16 protein-coding genes and 1 pseudogene are annotated in these 23,065 nt (G+C 69.4%); 7 read left to right on the forward strand and 10 right to left on the reverse strand.

Annotation, left to right across the window (positions count from 1 at the left end):
* Window positions 1–15: 15 nt before the first annotated feature.
* The 3 genes from ACNPQM_RS13190 to ACNPQM_RS13200 all read right to left on the reverse strand — a co-directional run bounded on the left by ACNPQM_RS13190 (window position 16) and on the right by ACNPQM_RS13200 (window position 3,263).
* Window positions 16–762: an ABC transporter permease gene (locus tag ACNPQM_RS13190; protein WP_418084150.1), complete on the reverse strand. Its 747-nt coding sequence runs from the start codon at window positions 760–762 to the stop codon at window positions 16–18.
* Between the two features lie 166 nt (window positions 763–928).
* Window positions 929–1,903 (reverse strand): ABC transporter ATP-binding protein, encoded by a 975-nt coding sequence (locus ACNPQM_RS13195; protein ID WP_366137630.1) that lies wholly within the window; start codon window positions 1,901–1,903, stop codon window positions 929–931.
* Between the two features lie 94 nt (window positions 1,904–1,997).
* Window positions 1,998–3,263 carry an NYN domain-containing protein gene (locus ACNPQM_RS13200; protein ID WP_358858008.1) on the reverse strand — a complete coding sequence of 422 codons (1,266 nt, stop codon included), beginning with the start codon at window positions 3,261–3,263 and terminating at the stop codon, window positions 1,998–2,000.
* A gap of 223 nt (window positions 3,264–3,486) precedes the next feature.
* Between ACNPQM_RS13200 and ACNPQM_RS13205 the strand changes: the two genes are divergently transcribed.
* Window positions 3,487–3,666 carry a hypothetical protein gene (locus ACNPQM_RS13205; protein WP_358858009.1) on the forward strand — a complete coding sequence of 60 codons (180 nt, stop codon included), beginning with the start codon at window positions 3,487–3,489 and terminating at the stop codon, window positions 3,664–3,666.
* Window positions 3,667–3,751: 85 nt separating this feature from the next.
* Here ACNPQM_RS13205 and dnaE read toward each other — a convergent pair whose 3' ends face one another.
* Window positions 3,752–7,288: a DNA polymerase III subunit alpha gene (dnaE, locus tag ACNPQM_RS13210; RefSeq protein ID WP_418084123.1), complete on the reverse strand. Its 3,537-nt coding sequence runs from the start codon at window positions 7,286–7,288 to the stop codon at window positions 3,752–3,754.
* Window positions 7,289–7,457: 169 nt separating this feature from the next.
* Between dnaE and ACNPQM_RS13215 the strand changes: the two genes are divergently transcribed.
* From ACNPQM_RS13215 to ACNPQM_RS13235, 5 genes and pseudogenes are all read left to right on the forward strand, one after another.
* Entirely contained in the window at window positions 7,458–8,783 is a 1,326-nt protein-coding gene (locus ACNPQM_RS13215) for a DUF2252 domain-containing protein (protein ID WP_418084125.1), read from the forward strand.
* 64 nt (window positions 8,784–8,847) lie between these two features.
* Complete coding sequence (locus ACNPQM_RS13220) at window positions 8,848–9,579, forward strand: hypothetical protein (RefSeq protein ID WP_358858012.1); 732 nt, start codon at window positions 8,848–8,850, stop codon at window positions 9,577–9,579.
* 45 nt (window positions 9,580–9,624) lie between these two features.
* Window positions 9,625–10,440 carry a DsbA family protein gene (locus tag ACNPQM_RS13225; protein WP_418084126.1) on the forward strand — a complete coding sequence of 272 codons (816 nt, stop codon included), beginning with the start codon at window positions 9,625–9,627 and terminating at the stop codon, window positions 10,438–10,440.
* A gap of 85 nt (window positions 10,441–10,525) precedes the next feature.
* A pseudogene (locus ACNPQM_RS13230) lies at window positions 10,526–12,219 on the forward strand (alkaline phosphatase D family protein).
* A 287-nt stretch (window positions 12,220–12,506) separates the two neighbouring features.
* Window positions 12,507–13,490 (forward strand): zinc metalloprotease, encoded by a 984-nt coding sequence (locus tag ACNPQM_RS13235; RefSeq protein ID WP_418084128.1) that lies wholly within the window; start codon window positions 12,507–12,509, stop codon window positions 13,488–13,490.
* A gap of 58 nt (window positions 13,491–13,548) precedes the next feature.
* On the opposite strand, the gene ACNPQM_RS13240 is transcribed toward ACNPQM_RS13235, so the two are convergent.
* The 6 genes from ACNPQM_RS13240 to ACNPQM_RS13265 form a co-directional block, all read right to left on the reverse strand.
* Window positions 13,549–14,127, reverse strand: coding sequence for a dienelactone hydrolase family protein (locus ACNPQM_RS13240; protein WP_418084129.1), 579 nt, complete (start codon window positions 14,125–14,127; stop codon window positions 13,549–13,551).
* Window positions 14,128–14,219: 92 nt separating this feature from the next.
* Window positions 14,220–15,806, reverse strand: a complete 1,587-nt coding sequence (locus ACNPQM_RS13245) for a Na+/H+ antiporter (RefSeq protein WP_358858016.1) — start codon at window positions 15,804–15,806, stop codon at window positions 14,220–14,222.
* A 466-nt stretch (window positions 15,807–16,272) separates the two neighbouring features.
* Window positions 16,273–16,752, reverse strand: a complete 480-nt coding sequence (locus tag ACNPQM_RS13250) for a GNAT family N-acetyltransferase (protein ID WP_358858017.1) — start codon at window positions 16,750–16,752, stop codon at window positions 16,273–16,275.
* Window positions 16,749–17,690, reverse strand: coding sequence for an RluA family pseudouridine synthase (locus ACNPQM_RS13255; protein WP_358858018.1), 942 nt, complete (start codon window positions 17,688–17,690; stop codon window positions 16,749–16,751). Before ACNPQM_RS13255 ends, ACNPQM_RS13250 begins: the two co-directional genes overlap by 4 nt.
* 23 nt (window positions 17,691–17,713) lie before the next feature.
* Window positions 17,714–18,334: a signal peptidase II gene (lspA, locus tag ACNPQM_RS13260; RefSeq protein WP_358858019.1), complete on the reverse strand. Its 621-nt coding sequence runs from the start codon at window positions 18,332–18,334 to the stop codon at window positions 17,714–17,716.
* 58 nt (window positions 18,335–18,392) lie between these two features.
* A complete protein-coding gene (locus ACNPQM_RS13265) occupies window positions 18,393–19,241 on the reverse strand; it encodes a TraR/DksA family transcriptional regulator (protein ID WP_358858020.1) in 849 nt (282 codons plus the stop codon).
* A gap of 538 nt (window positions 19,242–19,779) precedes the next feature.
* Here ACNPQM_RS13265 and ileS point away from each other — a divergent pair.
* Window positions 19,780–22,938 (forward strand): isoleucine--tRNA ligase, encoded by a 3,159-nt coding sequence (gene ileS / locus ACNPQM_RS13270; RefSeq protein ID WP_418084130.1) that lies wholly within the window; start codon window positions 19,780–19,782, stop codon window positions 22,936–22,938.
* Window positions 22,939–23,065 lie beyond the last annotated feature (127 nt).

Consider the following 23,065-nt stretch of genomic DNA (forward strand, 5'->3'; position numbering starts at 1 on the left):
CCCCCGCGCCGCGCCTCACCGGACCGCCGCCCTGCGGTATGCCCAGGTCGCCACGGCCAGTGAGAGGACACCCACGACGGCGCAGACGGCAAGATCGAGGGCGACGACCGCCCAGTCGGGGTGCGCGTCGAACGACCGCGACAGGGCCTCGACCCCGTACGTCGAGGGCAACAGATCGCGCGCCCAGCCGATCGGCGCGGGCATCCGGGCGGCCGGCAGCACCCCCAGCAGCAGCGCCGCCGACATGCCGAGCTGTCCCAGCAGTGTGGCGAGCTCCTGCCGGGGCGCGAGCAGTCCGAGCGCGGCGCCCAGCCCGGACAGCGCTGCCCCGGCGAGCGGAATGACGGCGACGAGCACCCACAGGTGGGCCATCGGCAGGTGGAAGAGCACGCTCCCGGTGACCGCGGTGACGATCGTGCCGGGCACCGTGAAGGAGGCGTACGCCCCCGCCGCACCGAGCACCACCGCGGCGGGCGGTACCGGCAGGGTTGCGTAGTGGTCGAGCCCGCCGCCGGCCCGTAGCTGCCCGAAGTACTGGGCGAGCAGATTGAGCGCGACGAAGGCGACGACGAGAACGCTGGATCCGGCGACGACGGCCCGCGCCTCGGAGCCGCCGTCGACGACCCCGCGCATCAGGATCATGATCCCGACGGACTGGAAGGTCGCCACGAAGAGCAGCGGGATCCGGGCGACTCTGGCCCGGGACAGCTGAGCGCGGTAAACGGCCGCGAGCGAGGGAATCAGCCGGGCCCGCGGCGCCAGCGGCGCGGGAGCGCCATCGAGGCGGTCCTCGGTCCCGGCCTCGGCGGGAGAACCGCTTCCGGCCGTGGTTCGAGCACCGGCCGCGTCCGCAGGAACAATGCTCGTCACCTGGTGCTGCTCCCGTTCGGTCCCTGCCCGGCCGTACATCCATACCCGATCGCCGCGGTCATGCCTTCACCAGTCCCTGCGTGGCGTCCCCGCCGAGCGCCAGGTAGACGTCCTCCAGACTCGGTGTCGCCAGAGTGAAGTCGTCAAGTGCGGCGAACGCGGCCCCGCCGGTCACCGTGGCGACCGCCGCCCGTGCCTCGTCCGGCCCGAGCCGCAGCACCCAGCGGCGCCCCGACTCCTGCGCGGACTCCCGCAGCGCGGCCACCTCGGGAACGTCCAGCGGCGCGCGGTCGCGCCACACCAGCTCGACCCGGACCTCGCCCGCCACTCGCTCCTTGAGGCCGGTGGGCGTGTCGCAGGCGATGACCTTGCCGCGCTCGAGGACGGCGACCCGGTCGAGGACGGTCTCGGCCTCGATGACGTTGTGGGTGACCAGCAGCACCGTCGTACCGTGCTCGGCACGGCGCCGGTCGACGGCGGCCCAGACGGCGCGCCGGGCGACGGGGTCCATCCCGGTCGTCGGCTCGTCCAGGATGAGGACCGGCCGCTCCCCGACCAGGGTGGCGGCGAAGCAGGCGAGCCGCCGCTGCCCGCCGGAGAGTTTCTTCAGGGGGCGCGCCGCGATGTCGGTGAGGCCGAGTTCTTCCAGTACGGCGTCGCGCCCGGCGCGGGCCTCCGGTACCGCGAGCCCGCGCAGCCGCCCGGTGGTCTCGGCGGCGAGCGAAACGGTCAGCTCGTCGAGGGCCGTGGACTCCTGCCCGAGGTAGCCGATCAGCCGGGAGGCCCGCTCGGGGTGGCGCACGAGGTCGTGCCCGAGCATCTCGACGCTGCCGGAGTCGGGCCGCATCAGCCCGGTGAGCTGGCGTACGAGGGTGGACTTGCCCGCACCGTTGGGCCCGAGAAGTCCGAAGATCTCACCGCGTCGGACGTCGAGGCTGATCCCGTCGGTCGCGCGGACCTCGGGCGTCGCGGGTGTGCCGCGGCGGCCGCGGGCGGCGGGATAGGTCTTGACCAGATCACGCACCGCGCACACGGTCCCGGTCGCCGTCTGCGCCTGTGCTGTGCCCGTACTCACGAGGTACGAGGGTACGGGGTCGGATGCCCCTTATTGCGCCCGGGCTGCCGGACTACTCCACCGCGGGGGTGTGTTCGGCCGCCGCGCGTACGTCGATCTCGCGCCAGAAACCCGCCCGGATCGCGTATCGGTCGTGTTCGTCGATCTGGTCGTCCTTGTGGGCGAGCAGGCCGAACCGCGCCGCGTACCGCAGCAGCTCGCCGTCGATGCGGTGCGGGATCCGCGGGTACATGGTCGACAGCTTCTGCAGATGGACGGTGTCCGGCAGCCGTTCCATCCAGCGCCGGGCGAAGACCTGACCCACCTCGAACGGGTCACCGCCGACCGTGGTGATGTCCTCCTCACGGTCCGCCCAGCGCTGCTCGGCAGAGGTGAGCTGGGCGAGAGTGGGCAGCGAGGCGGTCTCGGCGGGTTCGCCGAGCGGTCCGCCGCGCTCCATCCAGCCCTTGTCGGAGGACCAGCGCAGGGTCGCGGTCGCCGGGGGCTGCGCCACGGACTGCGCGGCGGCGATCGGGGTGCCGGGGCCGCGCAGGGTGCCCGCCAGATCCTTGGGGGTGGGGACGCCCTTGCCGCCGTGCGCGGCCGGAGCCTGCGCGGTGTCCTCGCCGGTGGCGGGCGCCGCGCCGTTGCGGGCGGCGGCCGCCTGGGCCTCCGAGGCGCGTTCGGCAGAGGCGGCGAGCGCGGCCTCGGGCAGCGGCGCGGAGAGGATCGCGGCGATCTCGGGGCGGGGTGCGGGGGGCGGGGCGCAGCTGCCGCCGTTGTCCTTGGCCCGCACGGCCTGGGTGATCCAGGCCCGGTCGAGCACCCGGCGTTCGTCAGCCTCGGCAACCAGGTCCTCGGACTGGTTGTAGTCGCCGTCGGCGGCCTGCACGGCCCAGAGATGGACAGCCACGCCGTGTTCCTTCGCGGACATCAGTCCGGGCAGCAGATCGCCGTCGCCGGTCACCAGGACGACATCGGAGCAGGCGCGGTTCCTGGCCAGTTCGGTGAGTTCGGCGTGCATGGCGGCGTCGACGCCCTTCTGCGCCCAGCGCCCGTCACTGCGTGTGAGAGCGCCCAGCCTTACGGTCACCCTGGACATGACGCGCAGTCTGCGGTGTTCGGGCTGCGGTACGCGGTCGGGGGCGCCGTCGAACCAGTAGATCCGCAGCAGCGGCTGTTCCGTATCGGCTTCGGCTCGCTCGCGCAGGCCCTGAATCAGTGCCGCATGGTCGACGGTGATGCGGGAACGGGCGGGCTCTCCCGCCAGCAGACTCGCGGCTGCACCCAGCAAGTAGCCGGCGTCCACCAGGACGACGCAACGGTCCACGCGTTCCACCCTCTTCCGGAATTCGGGAATGGGTTCTGCTCAGGGTTTCCTCGAAGTCTGCCCGACGGCGCGAGGGTTGACGGCCGGAACTCGATCATCGGCGTGGCGGAAGCGGAAAACGGCGCACGATACCCCTTCATTACGCACGGTAATGATCCAACATGCGCTGTATATGCCGGTATGTGAATCTGACAGCGGTCCTGGCCCCGAGAATCCGCACAGGAGGAACACCATGGCCAAGAACAAGAACCGCAAGCAGGGCAGCCAGCAGAACCGCGCGTCCATACCGGAGCGCGGCGCGGAGGAGACGAAGTCGACGGCATACGAGTCGCAGACTCAGTCCCAGTCGCAGGCCCAGGGCAGCCCTGCTGCTGTTGCCCGTAAGCACCAGCGGCGCTTCGGCCATAACTGACGGGCCAACTCCGGCCCGGCCACAGGCCGGTAGCCGAGAGAGGCGCTCCCGCATCGCGGGGCGCCTCTCTCGTGCCGGCAGCCGCTCAGCCGGCCAGGCAGGACGGGCCGAGCAGTACCTTCAGGTCACCGAAGAGCGCCGGGTCGGGCTGGACCCGGTGCCGGTCGAGCCGGAGGACGGTGGTCTTGCGGGGGCCCTGGAGCTTGATCCGTACCTCGGTGTTGCCACGGTGGTTGCTGAGCACCTCGCCGAGGCGGGCGACCATCGGCGGGGTGACCCTGACCGTCGGGATGGTGAGCACCACCGGTGCGTTGGTCCCGGTCGAGGAGAGGTCGGGGACCTGCATCTCCATGGCGACCAGCCGCGGAACGTCCTCGCGCTTGTCGAGCCGTCCCTTGACGAAGACGACGGTGTCCTCGACGAGCTGGGTGGAGACCAGCTGGTACGTGGCCGGGAAGAACATGCACTCGATGGAACCGGCCAGGTCCTCGACGGTGGCGATGGCCCAGGCGTTGCCCTGCTTGGTCATCTTCCGCTGGAGTCCGGAGATGATGCCGCCGATGGTGACGATCGCCCCGTCGGCGTGTTCACCGCCCGTGAGCTGGGAGATCGCCGCGTCGGACTTGTCGGTCAGCACGTGCTCGATACCGAAGAGCGGGTGGTCGGAGACGTACAGCCCGAGCATTTCGCGCTCCTGGGCCAGCAGGTACGACTTCTCCCACTCGATGTCGGAGAACTCGACGTCGAGCCCGAAGCCCGGCTCGCCGCTGTCCTCCTCGCCGCCGCCGAAGAGGTCGAACTGCCCCTCGGCCTCCTTGCGCTTGACCTGCACCACGTTGTCGATCATCGGCTCGTGGTGGGCGACGAGGCCCTTGCGGGTGTGGCCCATCTCGTCGAAGGCGCCGGCCTTGATCAGTGATTCGACGGTCCGCTTGTTGCAGACCACCGCCTCGACCTTGTCGAGGAAGTCGGGGAAGCTGCTGTACTTTCCCTTCGCCTTGCGGCACCGGATGATCGAGTCGACGACGTTCTGTCCGACGTTACGGATGGCAGTCAGCCCGAAGAGAATGACGTCGTCGCCCTGGGCGGCGAAGTTCGACTCGGACTCGTTGACGTTCGGCGGGAGCACCTTGATGCCCATGCGGCGGCACTCGTTGAGGTAGACCGCGGACTTGTCCTTGTCGTCCTTGACCGAGGTCAGCAGCGCCGCCATGTACTCGGCGGGGTAGTTCGCCTTGAGGTACGCGGTCCAGTACGTGACCAGTCCGTACGCGGAGGAGTGCGCCTTGTTGAACGCGTACCCGGCGAACGGGACCAGTACGTCCCACAGTGCCTGGATCGCCGCGTCGGAGAAGCCGTTCTTCTTGGCGCCCGCCTGGAAGAGCACGAAGTTCTTGGCCAGTTCGTCGGGCTTCTTCTTGCCCATCACGCGGCGCAGGATGTCGGCCTCGCCGAGCGAGTACCCGGCGATGATCTGGGCGGCCTTCTGCACCTGCTCCTGGTAGACGATCAGGCCGTAGGTCAGGCCGAGCGTCTCCTTGAGCGGCTCCTCCAGCTCCGGGTGGATCGGGGTGATCTCCTGGCGGCCGTTCTTGCGCTCGGCGTAGTTCGTGTGCGAGTTCATGCCCATCGGGCCCGGCCGGTACAGGGCCGAGACGGCGGAAATGTCCTCGAAGTTGTCGGGCTGCATCTGGCGCAGCAGCGAACGCATCGGACCGCCGTCGAACTGGAAGACGCCGAGCGTGTCACCGCGGCAGAGCAGCTCGTAGGTCTTGGGGTCGTCCAGCGGAAGGGCGAGCATCTCCAGGTCGATGCCCTTGTTGGCCTTCACCATCTTGATGGCGTCGTCCATGATCGTGAGGTTGCGCAGGCCGAGGAAGTCCATCTTCAGCAGGCCGAGCGACTCGCACTGCGGGTAGTCCCACTGCGTGATGGTGACGCCGTCGGTGTGCCGCACCCAGACCGGGGCGTGGTCGACGATGGGCTCACTGGACATGATCACACCGGCGGCGTGCACACCCATCTGCCGGACCAGCCCCTCGACACCCTTGGCAGTGTCGATGACCTTCTTGACGTCCGGCTCGTTCTCGTACATCCCCCGGATCTCGCCCGCCTCGCTGTACCGCGGGTGCTTGGGATCGGTGATTCCGGAGAGGTCGATGCCCTTGCCGAGGACGTCGGCGGGCATGGCCTTGGTGAGCCGGTCGCCCATCGCGTACGGATAGCCGAGGACGCGGGCGGAGTCCTTGATCGCGTTCTTGGCCTTGATCTTGCCGTACGTACCGATCATGGCGACCTTGTCGGCGCCGTACTTCTCCGTCACGTACCTGATCACTTCGACGCGCCGACGCTCGTCGAAGTCGATGTCGACATCGGGCATGGAGACACGCTCGGGGTTGAGGAACCGCTCGAAGATCAGTCCGTGCTCGATCGGGTCGAGGTCGGTGATGCCCATCGCGTACGCGACGATCGAACCGGCCGCGGAGCCACGCCCGGGGCCCACCGCGATGCCGTTGTTCTTGGCCCACATGATGAAGTCGGCGACAACGAGGAAGTACCCCGGGAACCCCATCTGGATGATGACGTCCATCTCGTACTCGGCCTGCTTCTGCCGGTCCTCGGGGACGCCGCCGGGGAAGCGCCGGTTCATGCCGGTCCGGACCTCCTCCTGGAACCAGGTGACCTCGGTGAAGCCGTCCGGGATCTCGAACTTCGGCATCAGGTCGCGCTTCTCGAACATCCCGCTGGTGTCGATCTGCTCGGCGACCAGCAGGGTGTTGGCGCACCCCTGCTGCCAGGCGTCGGAGGAGTCGACGGCGTACATCTCGTCCGTCGTCTTGAGGTAGTAGCCCGTGCCGTCGAACCGGAAACGGTCGGGGTCGGAGAGGTTCTTGCCGGTCTGGATGCAGAGCAGCGCGTCGTGCGCGGCGGCCTCGCCGGCGTACGTGTAGTGCGAGTCGTTCGTCACGAGCGGCGGGATGCCGAGCTTCCTGCCGATTTCGAGGAGTCCGTCACGGACCCGGCGCTCGATCTCGATGCCGTGGTCCATCAACTCCAGGAAGTACTTGCCTTCGCCGAAGATGTCCTTGTAGTCGGAGGCCGCCTGGACCGCCTCGTCGAACTGGCCGAGCCGCAGCCGCGTCTGCACCTCACCGGACGGACAGCCGGTGGACGCGATCAGCCCCTCGGACCACTGGGCGATGGTCTCCTTGTCCATGCGCGGCCACTTCTGCAGCCAGCCCTCGGCGTACGCGTCCGAGGAGAGCCGGAAGAGGTTGTGCAGACCGGTATTGTTCGCCGCCCAGATCGTCTTGTGGGTGTAGCCACCCGAACCCGAGACGTCGTCGCGCTTCTGGTGAGGCTGGCCCCACTGGATCTTCCGCTTGTGCTTGCGCGACTCCGGGGCGACGTAGGCCTCGATGCCGATAATCGGCGTCACCTCGGCCTTCTTCGCCTGGTGGAAGAAGTCGTACGCCCCGTGCAGGTTGCCGTGGTCCGTCATCGCGATGTGCGACATGCCCATTTCATTGCAGGCAGCGAACATGTCCTTGAGCCGCGCGGCACCGTCCAGCAGTGAGTACTGGGTGTGGACGTGAAGGTGCGTAAAAGGCGGCTTGGTCACGGCGTCGGGCCTCCGGGGAAACAAGCAATGACGGACTGGGGGGACAGCGTGGAAGTCTACGTCTCCGGTCCGACAACCGAGGGGCACTCCCGGGTAGCGTCGCGCGTTGAGGGGACGGAGACGCCCGTCCCTTTTGTCATGCACGCCAGGTACCAGGAGGCACCCAGAAATGTCGGAGACGCAGACCGGCGCAGCGCAGCGCGGGGAGCAGATTCTCGAGGTTTTCGACACCGCCTTCGGCGAGCTCCTGGCCGCAGATCCGGCTGCCTTCCGGGTCAAGTTCCGCAAGATGGCAGGCTCGGCGTTCGCCTTCTACCGGGGCACCGCGTGCCTGTTCTACAACGACCTGGCGCGGGAGCGGCACGGCGGGCCGTACCTGGACGACCGGACCGGCCGGGTGTGGATCCACGGCGACCTGCACGCGGAGAACTTCGGCACGTACATGGATGCGAACGGCCGGCTGATCTTCAATGTGAACGACTTCGATGAGGCGTACATCGGCCCGTTCACCTGGGACCTCAAGCGGTTCGCCGCCTCCGTCGCCCTGATCGGGTACGCGAAGGCGCTGAGCGACGACCAGATCAGTGAGCTCGTCCGGGTCTACGCGGCGGCCTACCGCGAGCGGATCCAGGCGCTCGCAACCGGCGCGAAGAACGACGAGGTGCCCCCGTTCACGCTGGACACCGCCGAGGGCCCGCTGCTGGCCGCGCTGCACGACGCCCGGTCGCTGACCCGGTTCTCGCTGCTCGACTCGATGACGGAGATCCGGGACTTCGAGCGCCGGTTCGCGGACGGCGGCGGCGCGATCGATCTGGACGCGGCGACGCGCTACAAGGTGCTGGCCGCGTTCGACGGCTATCTGGAGACGCTGCCCGAGTCGAGCCTGACCCGCCCCGACTCGTACCGGGTGAAGGACGTCGTCGGCCGACGCGGCATCGGTATCGGCTCGGCCGGGCTGCCCTCGTACAACATCCTTCTGGAGGGCAACAGCGACGCCCTGGAGAACGATGTGGTGATCTATCTCAAGCAGGCGCAGACCCCGGCGGTCTCCCGGCACATCACCGACGCGGCCGTGCGCGACTACTTCCAGCACGAGGGGCACCGCACGGTCATCTCCCAGCGCGCCCTGCAGGCGCACGCCGACCCGTGGCTGGGATGGACCGAGCTGGACGGTGCCGGTCAGCTGGTCGCCGAGGTCTCGCCGTACGCGGTGGACCTGGACTGGTCCGACATCGATGAGCCCGACGAGATCGCGGCGGTCGTCGCCGACCTCGGCCGGGCGACGGCGACGATGCACTCCGCCGCGGACGACGAGAGCGGCCACTCGCTGGTGCCGTTCTCCACGGAGCGGGCAATCGACGCGGCGATCGCGGCGGACGAGGAGGGCTTCGCCGGACTGCTGGTGGACTTCGCGCACAGCTACGGGGCTCGGGCGCGGGCCGACCACCAGATCTTCGTGGACCTCTTCCGCAACGGCCGCATCCCGGGGCTGTAGGTCTCCGCGGTGCCACACCCCCTTTAGGCGGCGCTGACAGGTTCACATGGCACACTCTCGGGCGATGGACATTTCCGGGACGCAGCTCAGAGTCGTACGCGCGGCGCTATTCACAGCGCTCGTCGTGACGCTCTCCACTGCGTCCCATGTGCTGCTCTCCCAGGTCCCACTGCCGCTGACCGTGGTCGGCGGGCTGGCCGGTCTGGTCTTCGCCGTGGCGTACGCGCTGGCAGGGCGGGAGCGCGGTTTCGGCGCGATCGCCGGGCTGCTGGTGCCGCTGGAGCTGGCCGCGGACACGGTCTTCACCACCGGCCAGCACCTCTGTTACGGAGCGGCGGGCGGCCCGATCGCGGGTCCGCTGCGTTCGGTCGGTGTCGATGTCCTGTGCGGTGGCGGCGAGATAGGCGCCGGTGGGGCGCAGCTCGGCGGGGTCGGCGCGGCCGGCACCCCGCTCGCCTCCGTGACCGATGCCGGACATGGCGTCGCCGCCCTGCTGGCCTCTCCCGGTCCCGCTGTGCCGTGGCTGCTGCTGGCCGCCCATGTGTCGGTCGGTCTGCTGGCCGCGGCGTGGCTGCGGCGCGGCGAGTCCGCGCTCGCCGGTCTGCTGCGGGCGGTCGCCGCCACTGCATTCCGGCCGCTGCTGATCGCGGTCGCCGTGGCGGGTACGGTCCGCCGCTCCGTACGGCGTGCCGCCCGGCCCGCCCCGTACCGCTCGCACCTGCTCGCGCACGCCCGACTCCTCGTCCACTCCGTGGGACGAAGGGGACCGCCGCGCTCGGCCTGCGCCATCGCCTGAGCCCGGACAGTTCCCGACAACCCCACACACCACGGAGAAACAGCCATGAGCAAGCGCAACAGCCAGGCCAACAAGGCAGCCGCCCGTGAGCGGCTGCGCGCGGAGCGCGAGCGCCAGGCCAAGAAGGACAAGATTCGCAAGCAGGTGATCGTCGGCGTCTCGGTGGTCGCCGTGCTGGCGATCGCCGGCGGCGTCAGCTACGCCGTGATGCAGATGAACAAGCCCAGTCACTGGGAAGCGGCCAAGGACGCGAAGAACGTCACCGCGCCGACGAACACCTCGGGCACCGACGGCACGACCGTCGTCATCGGCAAGCCGACCGCCAAGAAGACCCTCGAACTGTACGAGGACCCGCGCTGCCCGATCTGCGGCCAGTTCGAGCAGACCGTCGGCGAGACGGTCCACAAGGACGTCGACGCCGGCAAGTACAAGATCAAGTTCATCGGTGCCACGTTCATCGACAACGTCGGCAACGGCGAGGGATCCAAGAACGCGCTCAGCGCGCTGGGCGCGGCGCTCAACGTCAGCCCGCAGGCGTTCCTCGACTACAAGTACGCGCTCTACTCCGCGAAGTACCACCCGGAGGAGACCGACGACAAGTTCGCCAACGACTCGTACCTGATCAAGGTCGCGAACACGGTGGGCGAGCTGAAGGACAACAAGGCGTTCCAGAAAGACGTCAACGACGGCACGTACGACAACTGGGCGATGAAGATGTCCGCGGCGTTCGACAAGAGCGGCGTGAAGGGCACCCCGACGCTGAAGATGGACGGCAAGACGCTCACCAGCGAGGGCAGCCAGAACGCCCCGATGACCGTGGCCGACTTCAACACCGCGATCGACAAGGCACTCAAGGGCTGACAACCGGCAGCGGTTTCCTTACGGGCGGGCGAACTTCCTTGGTTCGCCCGCCCGTTCGCCTTACCGGTCAGTAGGGTTTCCCTTCGTGACCGGTCGACACCGTTCTCCGTCCCTTCCCGCCCCCAGCCGCCGCACCCTGGTGAAGGCCGCTGCCGCCACCGCCGTCGCCGCCCCCGCGCTCGGGACCGCCACCAGCGCCCGCGCCGCCGGCGGCCCCGCCTTCCTGCACGGTGTCGCCTCCGGCGACCCTCCCCCATAGCCTCAAGGGCATGGGAGGTGCCCCCTCCCGACGGCATACTCCTGTGGACCCGCGTCACCCCGACACCTGACGCCGTGCCCGGCTCCGGCCGTGGCGCCGACACGGCAGTGCGCTGGGAGGTCGCCGAGGACAAGTAGTTCGCCCGGGTCGTCGCCCGGGGCGCGACCGTCGCAAGGACTTCTTCCGACCACACCGTCAAGGCCGATGTGCGGGGGCTGAGCCCGGCCACCGCGTACTGGTTCGGCTTCTCGGCGGGCGACGGTGCGGAGACCCTCTCGCCGACGGGCCCCACCCGTACCGCACCGGCGGCCCGAGCGGACACGCCCGGGGTGCACTTCGGCGTCGTGTCCTGCGCCAACTGGGAGGCCGGCTACTTCTCCCCGTACCGCCATCTCGCGGCCCGCGCCGATCTCGACGCGGTCCTCCATCTCGGTGACTACATCTACGAGTACGCGTCGGGCAGCTACCCGGACGCGAAGTACGTCGTACGGCAGCACGAGCCGGCCCACGAGATCCTCACCCTTGCCGACTACCGGATCCGGCACGGCCGTTACAAGACGGACGCCGATCTGCAGACCCTGCACGCCACGCATCCGGTGATCGCGATCTGGGACGATCACGAGTTCGCCAACGACGCCTGGTCGGGCGGGGCGGAGAACCACACGCCGGACACCGAGGGCGCCTGGACCGACCGGGCAGCGGGCGCCAAGCAGGCGTACTTCGAGTGGATGCCGGTCCGCGCCTCCACCGAAGGCAGCGTCTACCGACGGCTGCGCTTCGGCACGCTGGCCGATCTCCACCTCCTGGATCTGCGAACCTTCCGCTCCCAGCAGGCGACGATCGGCAACGGCTCGGTCGACGACCCGGACCGCTCGATCACCGGCCGGGCGCAACTGGACTGGCTGAAGGCGGGCCTGGCCGGTTCGGACGCCACCTGAAAGCTGGTCGGCACGTCGGTGATGATCTCGCCGGTCGCGTTCGGTTCCGTGCCGGCCCATCTGCGGGAGCCGCTCGTGGAGTTGCTGGGGCTGCCCAAGGAGGGGCTCGCGATCAATGTCGACCAGTGGGACGGCTACACGGACGACCGCAAGGAACTGATCGCGCATCTGCGGGACCGGTCGGTCCGCAACACGGTCTTCCTGACCGGTGACATCCACATGGCGTGGGCCAATGACGTACCGGTGAAGGCGGCCACGTATCCGCTCTCGGCCTCGGCCGCCACCGAGTTCGTGGTCACGTCGGTGACCTCGGACAATCTCGACGACATTCTGCACGTCGCACCGCAGACGGTCTCGGTGGTCGCGGCCGCGGCGGTGAAGGCCGCCAACCGCCATGTGAAGTGGGTGGACATGGACTCGCACGGCTACGGCGTCCTGGACGTGACCGCCGAACGCTCGCAGATGGACTACTACGCGGTCTCCGACAAGACAAAGCGGGACGCGAGTTCCGCCTGGACGCGCTCGTACCGGACGCTCAGCGGTACCCAGAAGGTCGAGCGGGTGGACCGCCCGGTGCGCTGAAGGGTCTGGTTTCGGCCAGCGCGGGCTATGTTGACGGTGCATTACGCCGCTACGGCGGGTGGCGTGTTCCCTGGATCCAATGGGGACACACCGCCCGTCGGCGTAACGCTCGACGTTACGTCCGTGTCTCAAACACTGGAACAGACAGAATTATTTCTTCCCGTTACCCCAATTTGCTCCATGATTGATTGGGCCTGATCAGTGCTCCTCAAGGTGTGACATGCGCACGTAACCTCCCGGGCGGCGGGTGAGGAAATCCCTCATCCACGCTTCAGCGAGGAGTACTCGTGCGCACTCTTGCCCGTATATCGCCGCGTATACGTCACCGTGCGATCGGCATCGCCGTCCTGGCCGGAACGCTGGCCCTGGCACCGCTCTCCGCTCCCTCCGGCGCGGCCGCCGCCAAGGTGTCCACCGCCTCCGCCTCGGCGGAGAAGTGCGCGAGCACCGACGCCACCGCGCGCCAGGCCCGCCCTTCGGGCACCAAGCACGCCTCCGACCCCAACGAACTCACCGCGGCCCAGGCCAAGGCCATGGACACGCAGCTCAAGGCGAGACTCGCGGACCGCCGGGCCAGCGGCGCCACGCTCGCCGCCGGAGCAACCATCCCGGTCTACTTCCACGTCATCCACTCCGGCGCCACCGGCAAGCTCACCGCCGGCGACATCAGCAGCCAGATGAGCGTGCTGAACGCGGCATACAGCGGCCAGGGCACCGGCAACACCGACTCCGGTTTCCAGTTCTCGCTGGCCGGCACCGACTACACGGACAACGCCGCCTGGTACAACCTCTCCTCGGGCTCTACCGCCGAGAAGGACATGAAGACCGCGCTGCGCAAGGGCGGCAAGAACGCGCTCAACGTCTACACCGCCAACCTCGGCGGCGGGCTGCTCGGCTGGGCGACCTTCCCCAGCTCGTACAAGTCCAGCCCGAACATGGACGGCGTGGTCATCCTCGACGCCTCGCTGCCGGGCGGCTCGGCCACCAACTACAACCAGGGCGACACCGCCACTCACGAGGTCGGCCACTGGATGGGGCTCTACCACACGTTCCAGGGCGGCTGTAACGGCAACGGCGACTACGTCTCCGACACGCCGGCCGAGCAGAGCCCCGCGTACGCGTGCCCGACCGGACGCGACACCTGCACCAACAAGACCGGGGTCGACCCGATCCACAACTTCATGGACTACACCTACGACTCGTGCATGTACCAGTTCACCGCGGGCCAGGTGCAGCGGATGAGCGACAGCTGGACCGCCTACCGCGCCTGATCCCGGCGTACGGACGAGTGGCCCCGCACACCGTCGTGGTGTGCGGGGCTGCGGCCGTCTACAGAGTGGCGAGGAAGCCCAGGGCAACCTTCCACGTCAGATCGGCCGACGCCGCGTCGTAGTCCGGCAGGTCCGGATCCGTGAAGAGGTGGCCCGCACCGGGGTACCGGTAGATCTCCACATCGGCGCCGGTCCGCTGCATCTGCAGATACCAGGAGTTCAGCCAGCCGCCCGTCTCGAACGGGTCGGGGTCGGCGACATGGAGCTGTACGGGTAGCTCGTCGACCTCCGCGTTCTCCGCGATGTCCGACGTGCCGTGGAGGAGCAGCAGCCCGCGCGCCTTCTCGTCACCGAGTGCCAGGGTCTGAGCGGTCGCGGCGCCGAGGGAGAAGCCGGCATAGACGAGACCGCGCTCGGAATAGGGGGCTGCGGCCAGCACTGCGCGCTTGAGCAACTCGTCCTTGCCCAGCTCGTCCTTGAAGGCCATGCCTTCCTCAACGGTCTCGAACGTGTGCCCGTCGAAGAGGTCGGGCACGTGCACCTCGTGCCCTGCGCCGCGCAGCCGGGCGGCAGCCGCGTGCACCGCGGGGCGCAGACCGTACGTCGAGTGGAAAAGCATGATGTTCATGGGAGCCATGGTGCCAGCTGCGGTCGATGGCACGGCGAACGACGGGATGGAGAACATACCGCGTGCGCCGGTCACGGTCGGTGGCGGAGGGGGCGCCGGGGTCAGCGCAGGCTGCGTACGTCCAGCTGCCGGAGCACCCGGTCGACCACCTCCGGATTCGTCCCCGGCTCACTGCGCGCGGACAGCACCGCGTGCCGGGCGGCGGACATCATCTCGCGCTGCACCCGGTTGACCGCCCGCAACCGCTCGGCGCGCTTCGCGTACGCCTCCCTCCGGTCCTCGTCGACCATGTCGGGGCTGATCCGCGCTCCCACGTCGTACGCCATCCGATGCAGCCGCTCCACAACCTCCTCCGTGAACTCCTCGACCTCCTGGATCTCCTGGAGCCGGTGCCTCGCAGCCTTCGCGGCACGGAAGGCGAGGTCCCGTTCCAGCGCGGCCTCCGCGTCCGTGTCGGCGCGGACGCCGAGCTTGCGTACCAGCCACGGCAGGGTGAGCCCCTGGACGACCAGGGTCGCCATGATCACGACGAAGGCGATGAAGACGATCTCGTCGCGGCCGGGGAACGGTTTCCCGTCGTCCGTCTCCAGCGGGATCGCGAGGGCCAGCGCCACGGAGGCCACCCCGCGCATCCCGGCCCACCACATCACGATGGTCTCGCGCCAACTGGAGGGGATCTCCTCGCTGTAGTCGCGGCGGGTGTGCAGTCGCTTGGCCAGCCAGGTGGCGGGCAGCAGCCACAGCAGGCGTACGCCGACGACGACCACGACCACCGCCAGGCCCCAGCCGGCCATCTCCCAGGCGCGCCCGTGCGACGTGCCGAAGACGTTGTGCAGTTCGAGACCGATCAGACCGAAGGCGACGCCGGTGACGAGGGTGTCGACGATCTCCCAGAAGCTGCGGCCGGCGAGCCGGCCCAGCACGTCGTCCGCGTCGGCGGTGTGCTCGGCGAGGAACAGCGCGGTGGTGAGCACGGCGAGCACGCCCGACCCCATGAGCTCCTCCGCGAGCACATAGCTCACGAACGGCACCAGCAGCGTCAGCCCGACCTGGAGCGTCGCATCGCCGAGCAGACCCATGAGTTTGATGGTCAGCCAGCCCACCGCGAGACCGACCGCCACGGCGACCACGGCGGAGAGAATCAGCAGCCCGAATGCCTCCGGCAGCGAGAAGGTGCCACTCACCGCGGCGGCGATCGCCACGTGGTAGAGCACGATTGCCGTCACGTCGTTGAACAGCCCCTCGCCCTCCAGGATGGAGACGAGCCTGCGCGGCAGCCCGAGCGATCCCGCGACGGCGGTCGCGGCGACCGGATCGGGCGGGGCGACGAGCGCGCCGAGGGCCACGGCGCCGGCGAGGGACAGGCCGGGGACGATCGCGTTGGCGACGGCGGCGACGGCTGCCGTCGTCACAAAGACCAGTGCCACGGCCAGCAGGAAGATCGGTCGTTTATTGGCGGCGAACTGCCGCCAGGAGGTGCGCTGCACGGAGGCGTAAAGCAGCGGCGGCAGCAGCGCGGGAAGGATGATCTCCGGCGGGATGTCCACATTCGGTACGAAGCTGAGGAACGCCATGCCGACTCCGGCGAGCGTCATCAGCACCGGTGCGGGCAACCCGAGACGTTCCCCCAGCGGCACCGTGACCACGGCTCCGAGCAACAGCATGAGGAACAGTGCCAGTTGGTCCACGTTGTGCCTTCCGGAGCGTGTCGAGCGGAACCCGGTGGTCAGTCGATCAGTGGTTCCAGCGTGCCACGCAATGCTCGCAAAGCGGACAACACCCCCTGCGTCTCACTATCTTGACCATCCGACGCACCACCGACCCTGACCTACTCGATCACGGGCCGCATCGGCGCACGGGCACCCGCTGCGCCGGCGGGACTCCGGTCCGGCCGGATCTCGGTCACCCTGCCACGCGGCGGCACGGCGATGATCACACCGCACGGCGCGCAGCCCGGAGCGGGGCAGCGCGGCGTGCCGTCGAACGAGACCTGGAACGTGCCTAGGTCTGCCGGGCGCGACGGAGACGTGCGCGAGGGTGTCATTGCGGCCCGTACGACCAAAGCGGCGCCCCAGGGCGTGTTTCGAAAGTCCCGCCTGCCGGGCGGCGTCTGGCCCGCCCTACGGCCGGACGACGCTACTTTCGAAACACGCCCTAGAGGCTGCGGCGCATCGCCCGGTGAGGGATCCCCGCATCGGGGAACTCGGGGCCGTACGCCACGTACCCGAGCCGCTCGTAGAAGCCGAGCGCATGGGTCTGGGCATGCAGGTCCACAGCGGCCAGACCGAGACCGCGGGCCGCTTCCTCGATGGCCCGGACCAGCGCCGCACCGACCCCGAGACCGCGCGCCCGGCTGGTCACCGCGAGCCGACCGAGCGAACCGACGGTGAGGTCACCACCGGTCTTGGCGGCCACGCCCACGCCGTGCAGCAACCGTCCCGTGCCGAGCGCCGCACCGTCCGCCGCGACGGCGATCACATGCAGCGCGTCCGCGTCGTAGGAGTCGTACTCGATCTCCTCGGGTACGTTCTGCTCGCCGACGAATACCTCCTTGCGGACCTGGAAACAGGCCGCGAGGTCGCTCTCGTCGACGGCTGTGCGCGTGGTGTACGGGGCCGGGGCTGCGGTGGTCACTGACTCTCCGCCGCAATCCTGTCGAGGGCCTGCTGCAGATCATCCGGGTAGCTGCTGGCGAACTCCACCCAGCTGCCGTCCGACGGGTGCTCGAAGCCGAGCCGGACCGCGTGCAGCCACTGCCGTGTCAGCCCGAGGCGCTTGGCCACCGTCGGGTCGGCGCCGTACGTCAGGTCACCGACGCAGGGGTGGCGGTGGGCGGACATGTGCACCCGGATCTGGTGCGTACGGCCCGTCTCCAGCTTGATGTCGAGGAGGCTCGCGGACCGGTACGCCTCGATCAGGTCGTAGTGCGTCACGGAGGGCTTGCCCTCGGCCGTGACCGCCCACTTGTAGTCGTGCGTCGGATGGCGCCCGATGGGGGCGTCGATGGTGCCGCTCATCGGGTCCGGGTGGCCCTGGACCAGCGCGTGGTACTTCTTCTCGACGACCCGGTCGCGGAACTGGCCCTTCAGCAGCGTGTAGGCCCGCTCGGACTTGGCGACGACCATCAGGCCCGAGGTGCCGACGTCAAGGCGGTGGACAATGCCCTGGCGCTCGGCGGCGCCCGAGGTCGAGATCCGGTAACCGGCCGCGGCGAGACCGCCGATGACCGTCGTGCCGGTCCAGCCGGGGCTCGGGTGGGCCGCGACCCCGACCGGCTTCACGATCACGACGATGTCGTCGTCGTCGTGCACGATCTCCATGCCCTCGACGGGCTCGGCGACGATCTGCACCGGAGCGGGTGCCTGCGGCATCTCCACTTCCAGCCAGGCACCGCCCTGGACCCGCTCGGACTTCCCGACCACAGCGCCGTCCACCTGCACCTTCCCGGCAGCGGCCAGCTCGGCGGCCTTGGTGCGGGAGAAGCCGAGCATGCGGGAAATGGCGGCGTCGACACGCTCGCCTTCCAGACCGTCGGGAACGGGCAGGGTGCGGACCTCGGGATACGTACTCACCAGTCGAGTATGCCTTGCCGCCGCTAGTCCTTGTGCACGGTGCCGTCGGGGTCCAGGCCCTTGAAGGAAAGGATCACGATCAGGATGCCACCGCAGACGATGGCGGAGTCCGCGAGATTGAAGACGGCGAAGTGCGCGGGGGCGATGAAGTCCACCACCGCGCCCTTGAAGAGGCCGGGTGAGCGGAAGATCCGGTCGGTGAGGTTGCCGAGCGCACCGCCGAGCAGCAGACCGAGCGCGATCGCCCACGGCAGGCTGTAGAGCTTGCGGGCGAGGCGGGCGATGACCACGATCACCGTCGCCGCGATGGCGGTGAAGATCACCGTGAACGCCTCGCCGATGCCGAAGGCGGCGCCCGCGTTCCGGATCGCGTCGAAGCGCAGCCACTCGCCGAAGATCTCGATGGGCTGCTGGTGCTCCAGCTTCGCGACCACGATCATCTTGCTGATCAGGTCGAGCAGATAGGCGAAGACGGCCACGACGAAGAGCACCATGATCTTCCGCTTGCCCTTGCCGGGGGTCTCGGCCCGGTCCGTGTCCGCGCCCGTGCCCCCGGGCTCACCCCGCACCTCGCCCTCGGGGCCCCCGGCCCCCTCAGCGTCGGGGATGTCCGGCGTACCGATGCTGCGCTCCGCCTCTGCCACGTGAGTCCCTCAACCTAGGTTCCTGACCGAAGACGAGGGTACGACACACCTCCCTGAATCAGCCGCGACGCTCCTGCTTCTGTTTGTCCTCGACACAGAGCGTCGCCCGGGGGAACGCCTGCATCCGCGCCTTGCCGATCGGATTGCCGCAGATCTCGCACAGTCCGTAGGTCCCCGTGTCGAGCCGGGCCAGCGCCCGCTCGGTCTGCTCCAGCATCTCCGTGGCGTTGGCGGCGAGCGCCATCTCGTGCTCACGGGTGATGTTCTTCGTGCCGGTGTCCGCCTCGTCGTCACCGGCCCCGTCACCGGAGTCGCGCATCAGCCCGGCGAGCGCCGCACCCGACGCCTCCAGCTCGCTGCGGAGCCGCATAACCTCGCTGGTCAGCTCGGCCCGCGCCTCGGCAACCTCCTCCGGCGTCCAGGGGTCCTCGCCCGGCCGTACGGCCAGATCCCCGGGCGCCGTCGCGGCGGCGACCCGGGCGGGCGGCACCGGCGCCGCGTCCTTCCCGGACGTGCGGGTCCGGGCTGCGCTCTTCTTGGCTACCACCGTGTGGGCTCCCGTCTGCTCGGCGGCCTCGGCCGCCCCCGTGGCCGCCGCAGCGGCCTTCTTCGAAGCCTTCTTGACCGCGTTCTTCCTCGCCGCGGCCTTCGTGCCAGGTGCCGCGTGCCCGCCGCCGGTGTCACCGTCGGCCGTCCGCTCGTGCGCGGCCGTCTTCCGTGGCGCGGACTTCTTCGCCGCGGTCTTCCTCACCGCAGCCTTTCTCGCCGCGGCCTTCTTCGCCGTGGCCTTCACCGGAACCGGCGTCAGGACGGTCTCCGTGCCCGTGTCTCCGTTCGTCTCCTCGGCCGCCGCGCCCGTGGATCTCGCTGACGCCGACTTCTGTACGGCGGTCTTCTTCGCCACCATGGCCGCGGCCCCTTCACATATTGTGATCTTGCACGCGAATCGTGCTGGGACGATAAATCGACCCCAGCCCCGCGGCAACGGGGCACGCCGCCGAATCGCCTCTCCCCGTGTCGGATCGGCGCGCGCCTGAAACCGTTGTTCCCAGCTCCCCGCCCGGTAATCCGCCCTCCGCTCCCCCGGCCGGGACTCCGCCCGCCCGGTCTCGCCATTCGGGTCACGCCCGCGCCCCTGGATAAACCGGTCGGCCGTCGCCCGTACGGGCCCGTACACTGGGGCCAGCGAGAGGCGTGGATGGGACGAGTAGCGTCGTACGCAGCCAGGAGCGACCCGGGGACGGTGGAAGCCCGGGGGCGAGCGCGTCGTGAAGATCACCCGGAGCCGTCGGAAGAACGCCGCGAGGCAAGTAGAACCGGCATCGCGACCCCAATGAGGGGGCCACGGGCGCACGCCCGGGGCCAAGGAGGGTGGTACCGCGGGAGCCGCACGGTTCTCGTCCCTCCGACGGAAGTGGAAAACGTCCGCCGGAGGAATCTCGCCCATGACATCGCCGCAGTACCGCCAGGTACCCGCCCAGGTCGACCTTCCCGCGCTGGAGCACGCCGTGCTCGACTTCTGGCGCGAGAGCAAGGTCTTCGCCAAAAGCCTCGAACAATCCGAGGGCCGCCCCGAGTGGGTCTTCTACGAGGGCCCGCCGACCGCCAACGGCATGCCCGGCGCCCACCACATCGAGGCCCGCGTCTTCAAGGACGTCTTCCCCCGCTTCCGCACCATGCAGGGCTACCACGTGGGCCGCAAGGCCGGCTGGGACTGCCACGGACTGCCGGTCGAGCTCGCGGTCGAGAAGGAACTGGGCTTCAACGGCAAGAAGGACATCGAGGCGTACGGCATCGCCGAGTTCAACGCCAAGTGCCGCGAGTCCGTGACCCGCCACACCGACGCGTTCACCGCGCTCACGACCCGGATGGGCTACTGGGTCGACCTGGACGACGCGTACCGCACGATGGACCCGTCGTACGTCGACTCCGTCTGGTGGTCCCTGAAGGAGATCTTCAACAAGGACCTGCTGGTCCAGGACCACCGCGTCGCACCGTGGTGTCCGCGCTGCGGCACCGGCCTCTCGGACCACGAGCTGGCCCAGGGGTACGAGACGGTCGTCGACCCCTCGGTCTTCGTACGCTTCCCGCTCACCTCCGGCCCGCTGGCCGGCGAGGCCGCGCTGCTGGTCTGGACGACCACCCCGTGGACCCTGGTCTCCAACACCGCCGTCGCCGCGCACCCCGACGTCACGTACGTCGTCGCGAGCAACGGCGAGGAGAAGCTCGTGGTCGCTCAGCCCCTCCTGGAGAAGGCACTCGGCGAGGGCTGGGAGCTCACCGGCCAGTCCTTCACCGGCCGCGAGATGGAGCGCTGGACGTACGAGCGCCCGTTCGCCCTCGTCGACTTCCCGAGCGACAGCGCCCCGGCGCACTACGTCGTCAACGCCGAGTACGTGACGACCGAGGACGGTACGGGTCTGGTCCACCAGTCCCCCGCCTTCGGTGAGGACGACCTCAAGGTCTGCCGCGCCTACGGCCTGCCGGTCGTGAACCCGGTCCGTCCCGACGGCACCTTCGAGCAGAACCTGCCGCTGGTCGGCGGCCTCTTCTTCAAGAAGGCCGACGAGGCGCTGACCGAGGACCTGGCCGCCCGCGGCAAGCTCTTCCGCCACGTCCCCTACGAGCACAGCTACCCGCACTGCTGGCGCTGCCACACCGCGCTGCTCTACTACGCGCAGCCGTCCTGGTACATCCGTACGACCGCCATCAAGGACCGGCTCCTCGAAGAGAACGAGAAGACCAACTGGTACCCCGACTCGGTCAAGAACGGCCGCTTCGGCGACTGGCTGAACAACAACGTCGACTGGGCGCTGTCCCGCAACCGCTACTGGGGCACCCCGCTGCCGATCTGGCGCTGCGAGGACAACCACCTCACCTGCGTCGGCTCCCGTGCCGAGCTCACCGAGCTCACCGGAACCGACCAGTCGGACCTGGATCCGCACCGCCCGTTCATCGACGCGATCACGTTCACCTGCTCGCACGAGAACTGCCAGCTGGAGGCGTACCGCGTCCCGGAGGTCATCGACGCCTGGTACGACTCGGGCTCGATGCCGTTCGCGCAGTGGGGCTACCCGTACAAGAACAAGGAGCTGTTCGAGAGCCGCTACCCGGCGCAGTTCATCTCCGAGGCGATCGACCAGACCCGCGGCTGGTTCTACACGCTGATGGCCGTCGGCACGCTGGTCTTCGACAAGTCCTCGTACGAGAACGTCGTCTGCCTGGGCCACATCCTCGCCGAGGACGGCCGGAAGATGTCCAAGCACCTGGGCAACATCCTCCAGCCGATCCCGCTCATGGACCAGCACGGCGCGGACGCGGTTCGCTGGTTCATGGCGGCGGGCGGCTCCCCGTGGGCGGCGCGGCGCGTGGGCCACGGCACGATCCAGGAGGTCGTGCGCAAGACCCTCCTCACGTACTGGAACACGGTCGCCTTCCAGGCGCTGTACGCGCGCACGTCGAACTGGGCGCCGTCCGCGGCCGACCCGGCCCCGGTGGACCGCTCAGTCCTTGACCGCTGGCTGCTCAGCGAGCTGAACGCGCTGGTGGACCAGGTCACGCAGGCACTGGAGGGGTACGACACCCAGCGCGCCGGCAAGCTCCTGTCCGCGTTCGTGGACGACCTGTCCAACTGGTACGTGCGTCGCTCCCGCCGCCGCTTCTGGCAGGGCGACAAGGCGGCGCTGCGCACGCTGCACGAGGTCATCGAGACGGTCACACGTCTGATGGCCCCGCTGACCCCGTTCATCACCGAGCGGGTCTGGCAGGACCTCGTCGTCCCGGTGACCACGGACTCCCCGGAGTCGGTGCACCTGTCCTCCTGGCCGAAGGCGGACCTGGCCGCGATCGACCCGGCGCTCTCCACACAGATGGCGTTGGTGCGCCGCCTGGTCGAGCTCGGCCGCGCCACGCGCGCCGAATCGGGCGTCAAGACCCGCCAGCCGCTGTCCCGCGCCCTGGTCGCGGCGTCGGGCTTCGAGTCGCTCTCCGCCGAGCTGCACGCCCAGATCACCGAGGAGCTGAACGTCTCCTCGGTCGCCTCCCTCTCGGAGGTCGGCGGCTCGCTGGTCGACACGACGGCGAAGGCCAACTTCCGGGCACTGGGCAAGCGGTTCGGCAAGGGCGTCCAGGCGGTGGCGAAGGCGGTCGCGAACGCCGACGCGGCGGCGCTCTCCCTGGCCCTGCGCGAGGGCACGGCGTCGGTCGAGGTCGACGGCGAGACAGTCACCCTCGCTCCCGACGAGGTGATCATCACCGAGACGCCGCGCGAGGGCTGGTCGGTGGCGTCCGACTCGGGCGCGACGGTCGCGCTCGACCTGGAGATCACCCCGGAACTGCGGCGTGCGGGCCTGGCCCGTGACGCAATCCGGTTGATCCAGGAGGCCCGCAAGAACAGCGGCCTGGACGTGGCGGACCGCATCGCCGTCCGCTGGACGTCCACGTCCCCCGCGACGGTCGAGGCGCTGACCGAGCACGCGCCGCTCATCGCGGACGAGGTACTGGCGCTGGACTACGCGCAGGGCGAGGCGGACGGGGCGTACGGCACTCCGTTCGAGGACGAGGGGCTGGCGCTGACGTTCCGCCTCCGCAAGACGGAGCAGTAACCCACACCACGAGAGGCCCGGCCGGACACGTTCCGGCCGGGCCTCTCGCTGTTCCCTCGGCCGTCCCTTCCCGAAGCCGGGGGCCCGCCCCGCCCCCATACCCAGCCTCGACGGCGTTCGAGGCGCG

Origin of the sequence: Streptomyces sp. NPDC056231, from assembly GCF_048270745.1 — a bacterium.
In the GTDB taxonomy this organism is placed as follows: domain Bacteria; phylum Actinomycetota; class Actinomycetes; order Streptomycetales; family Streptomycetaceae; genus Streptomyces.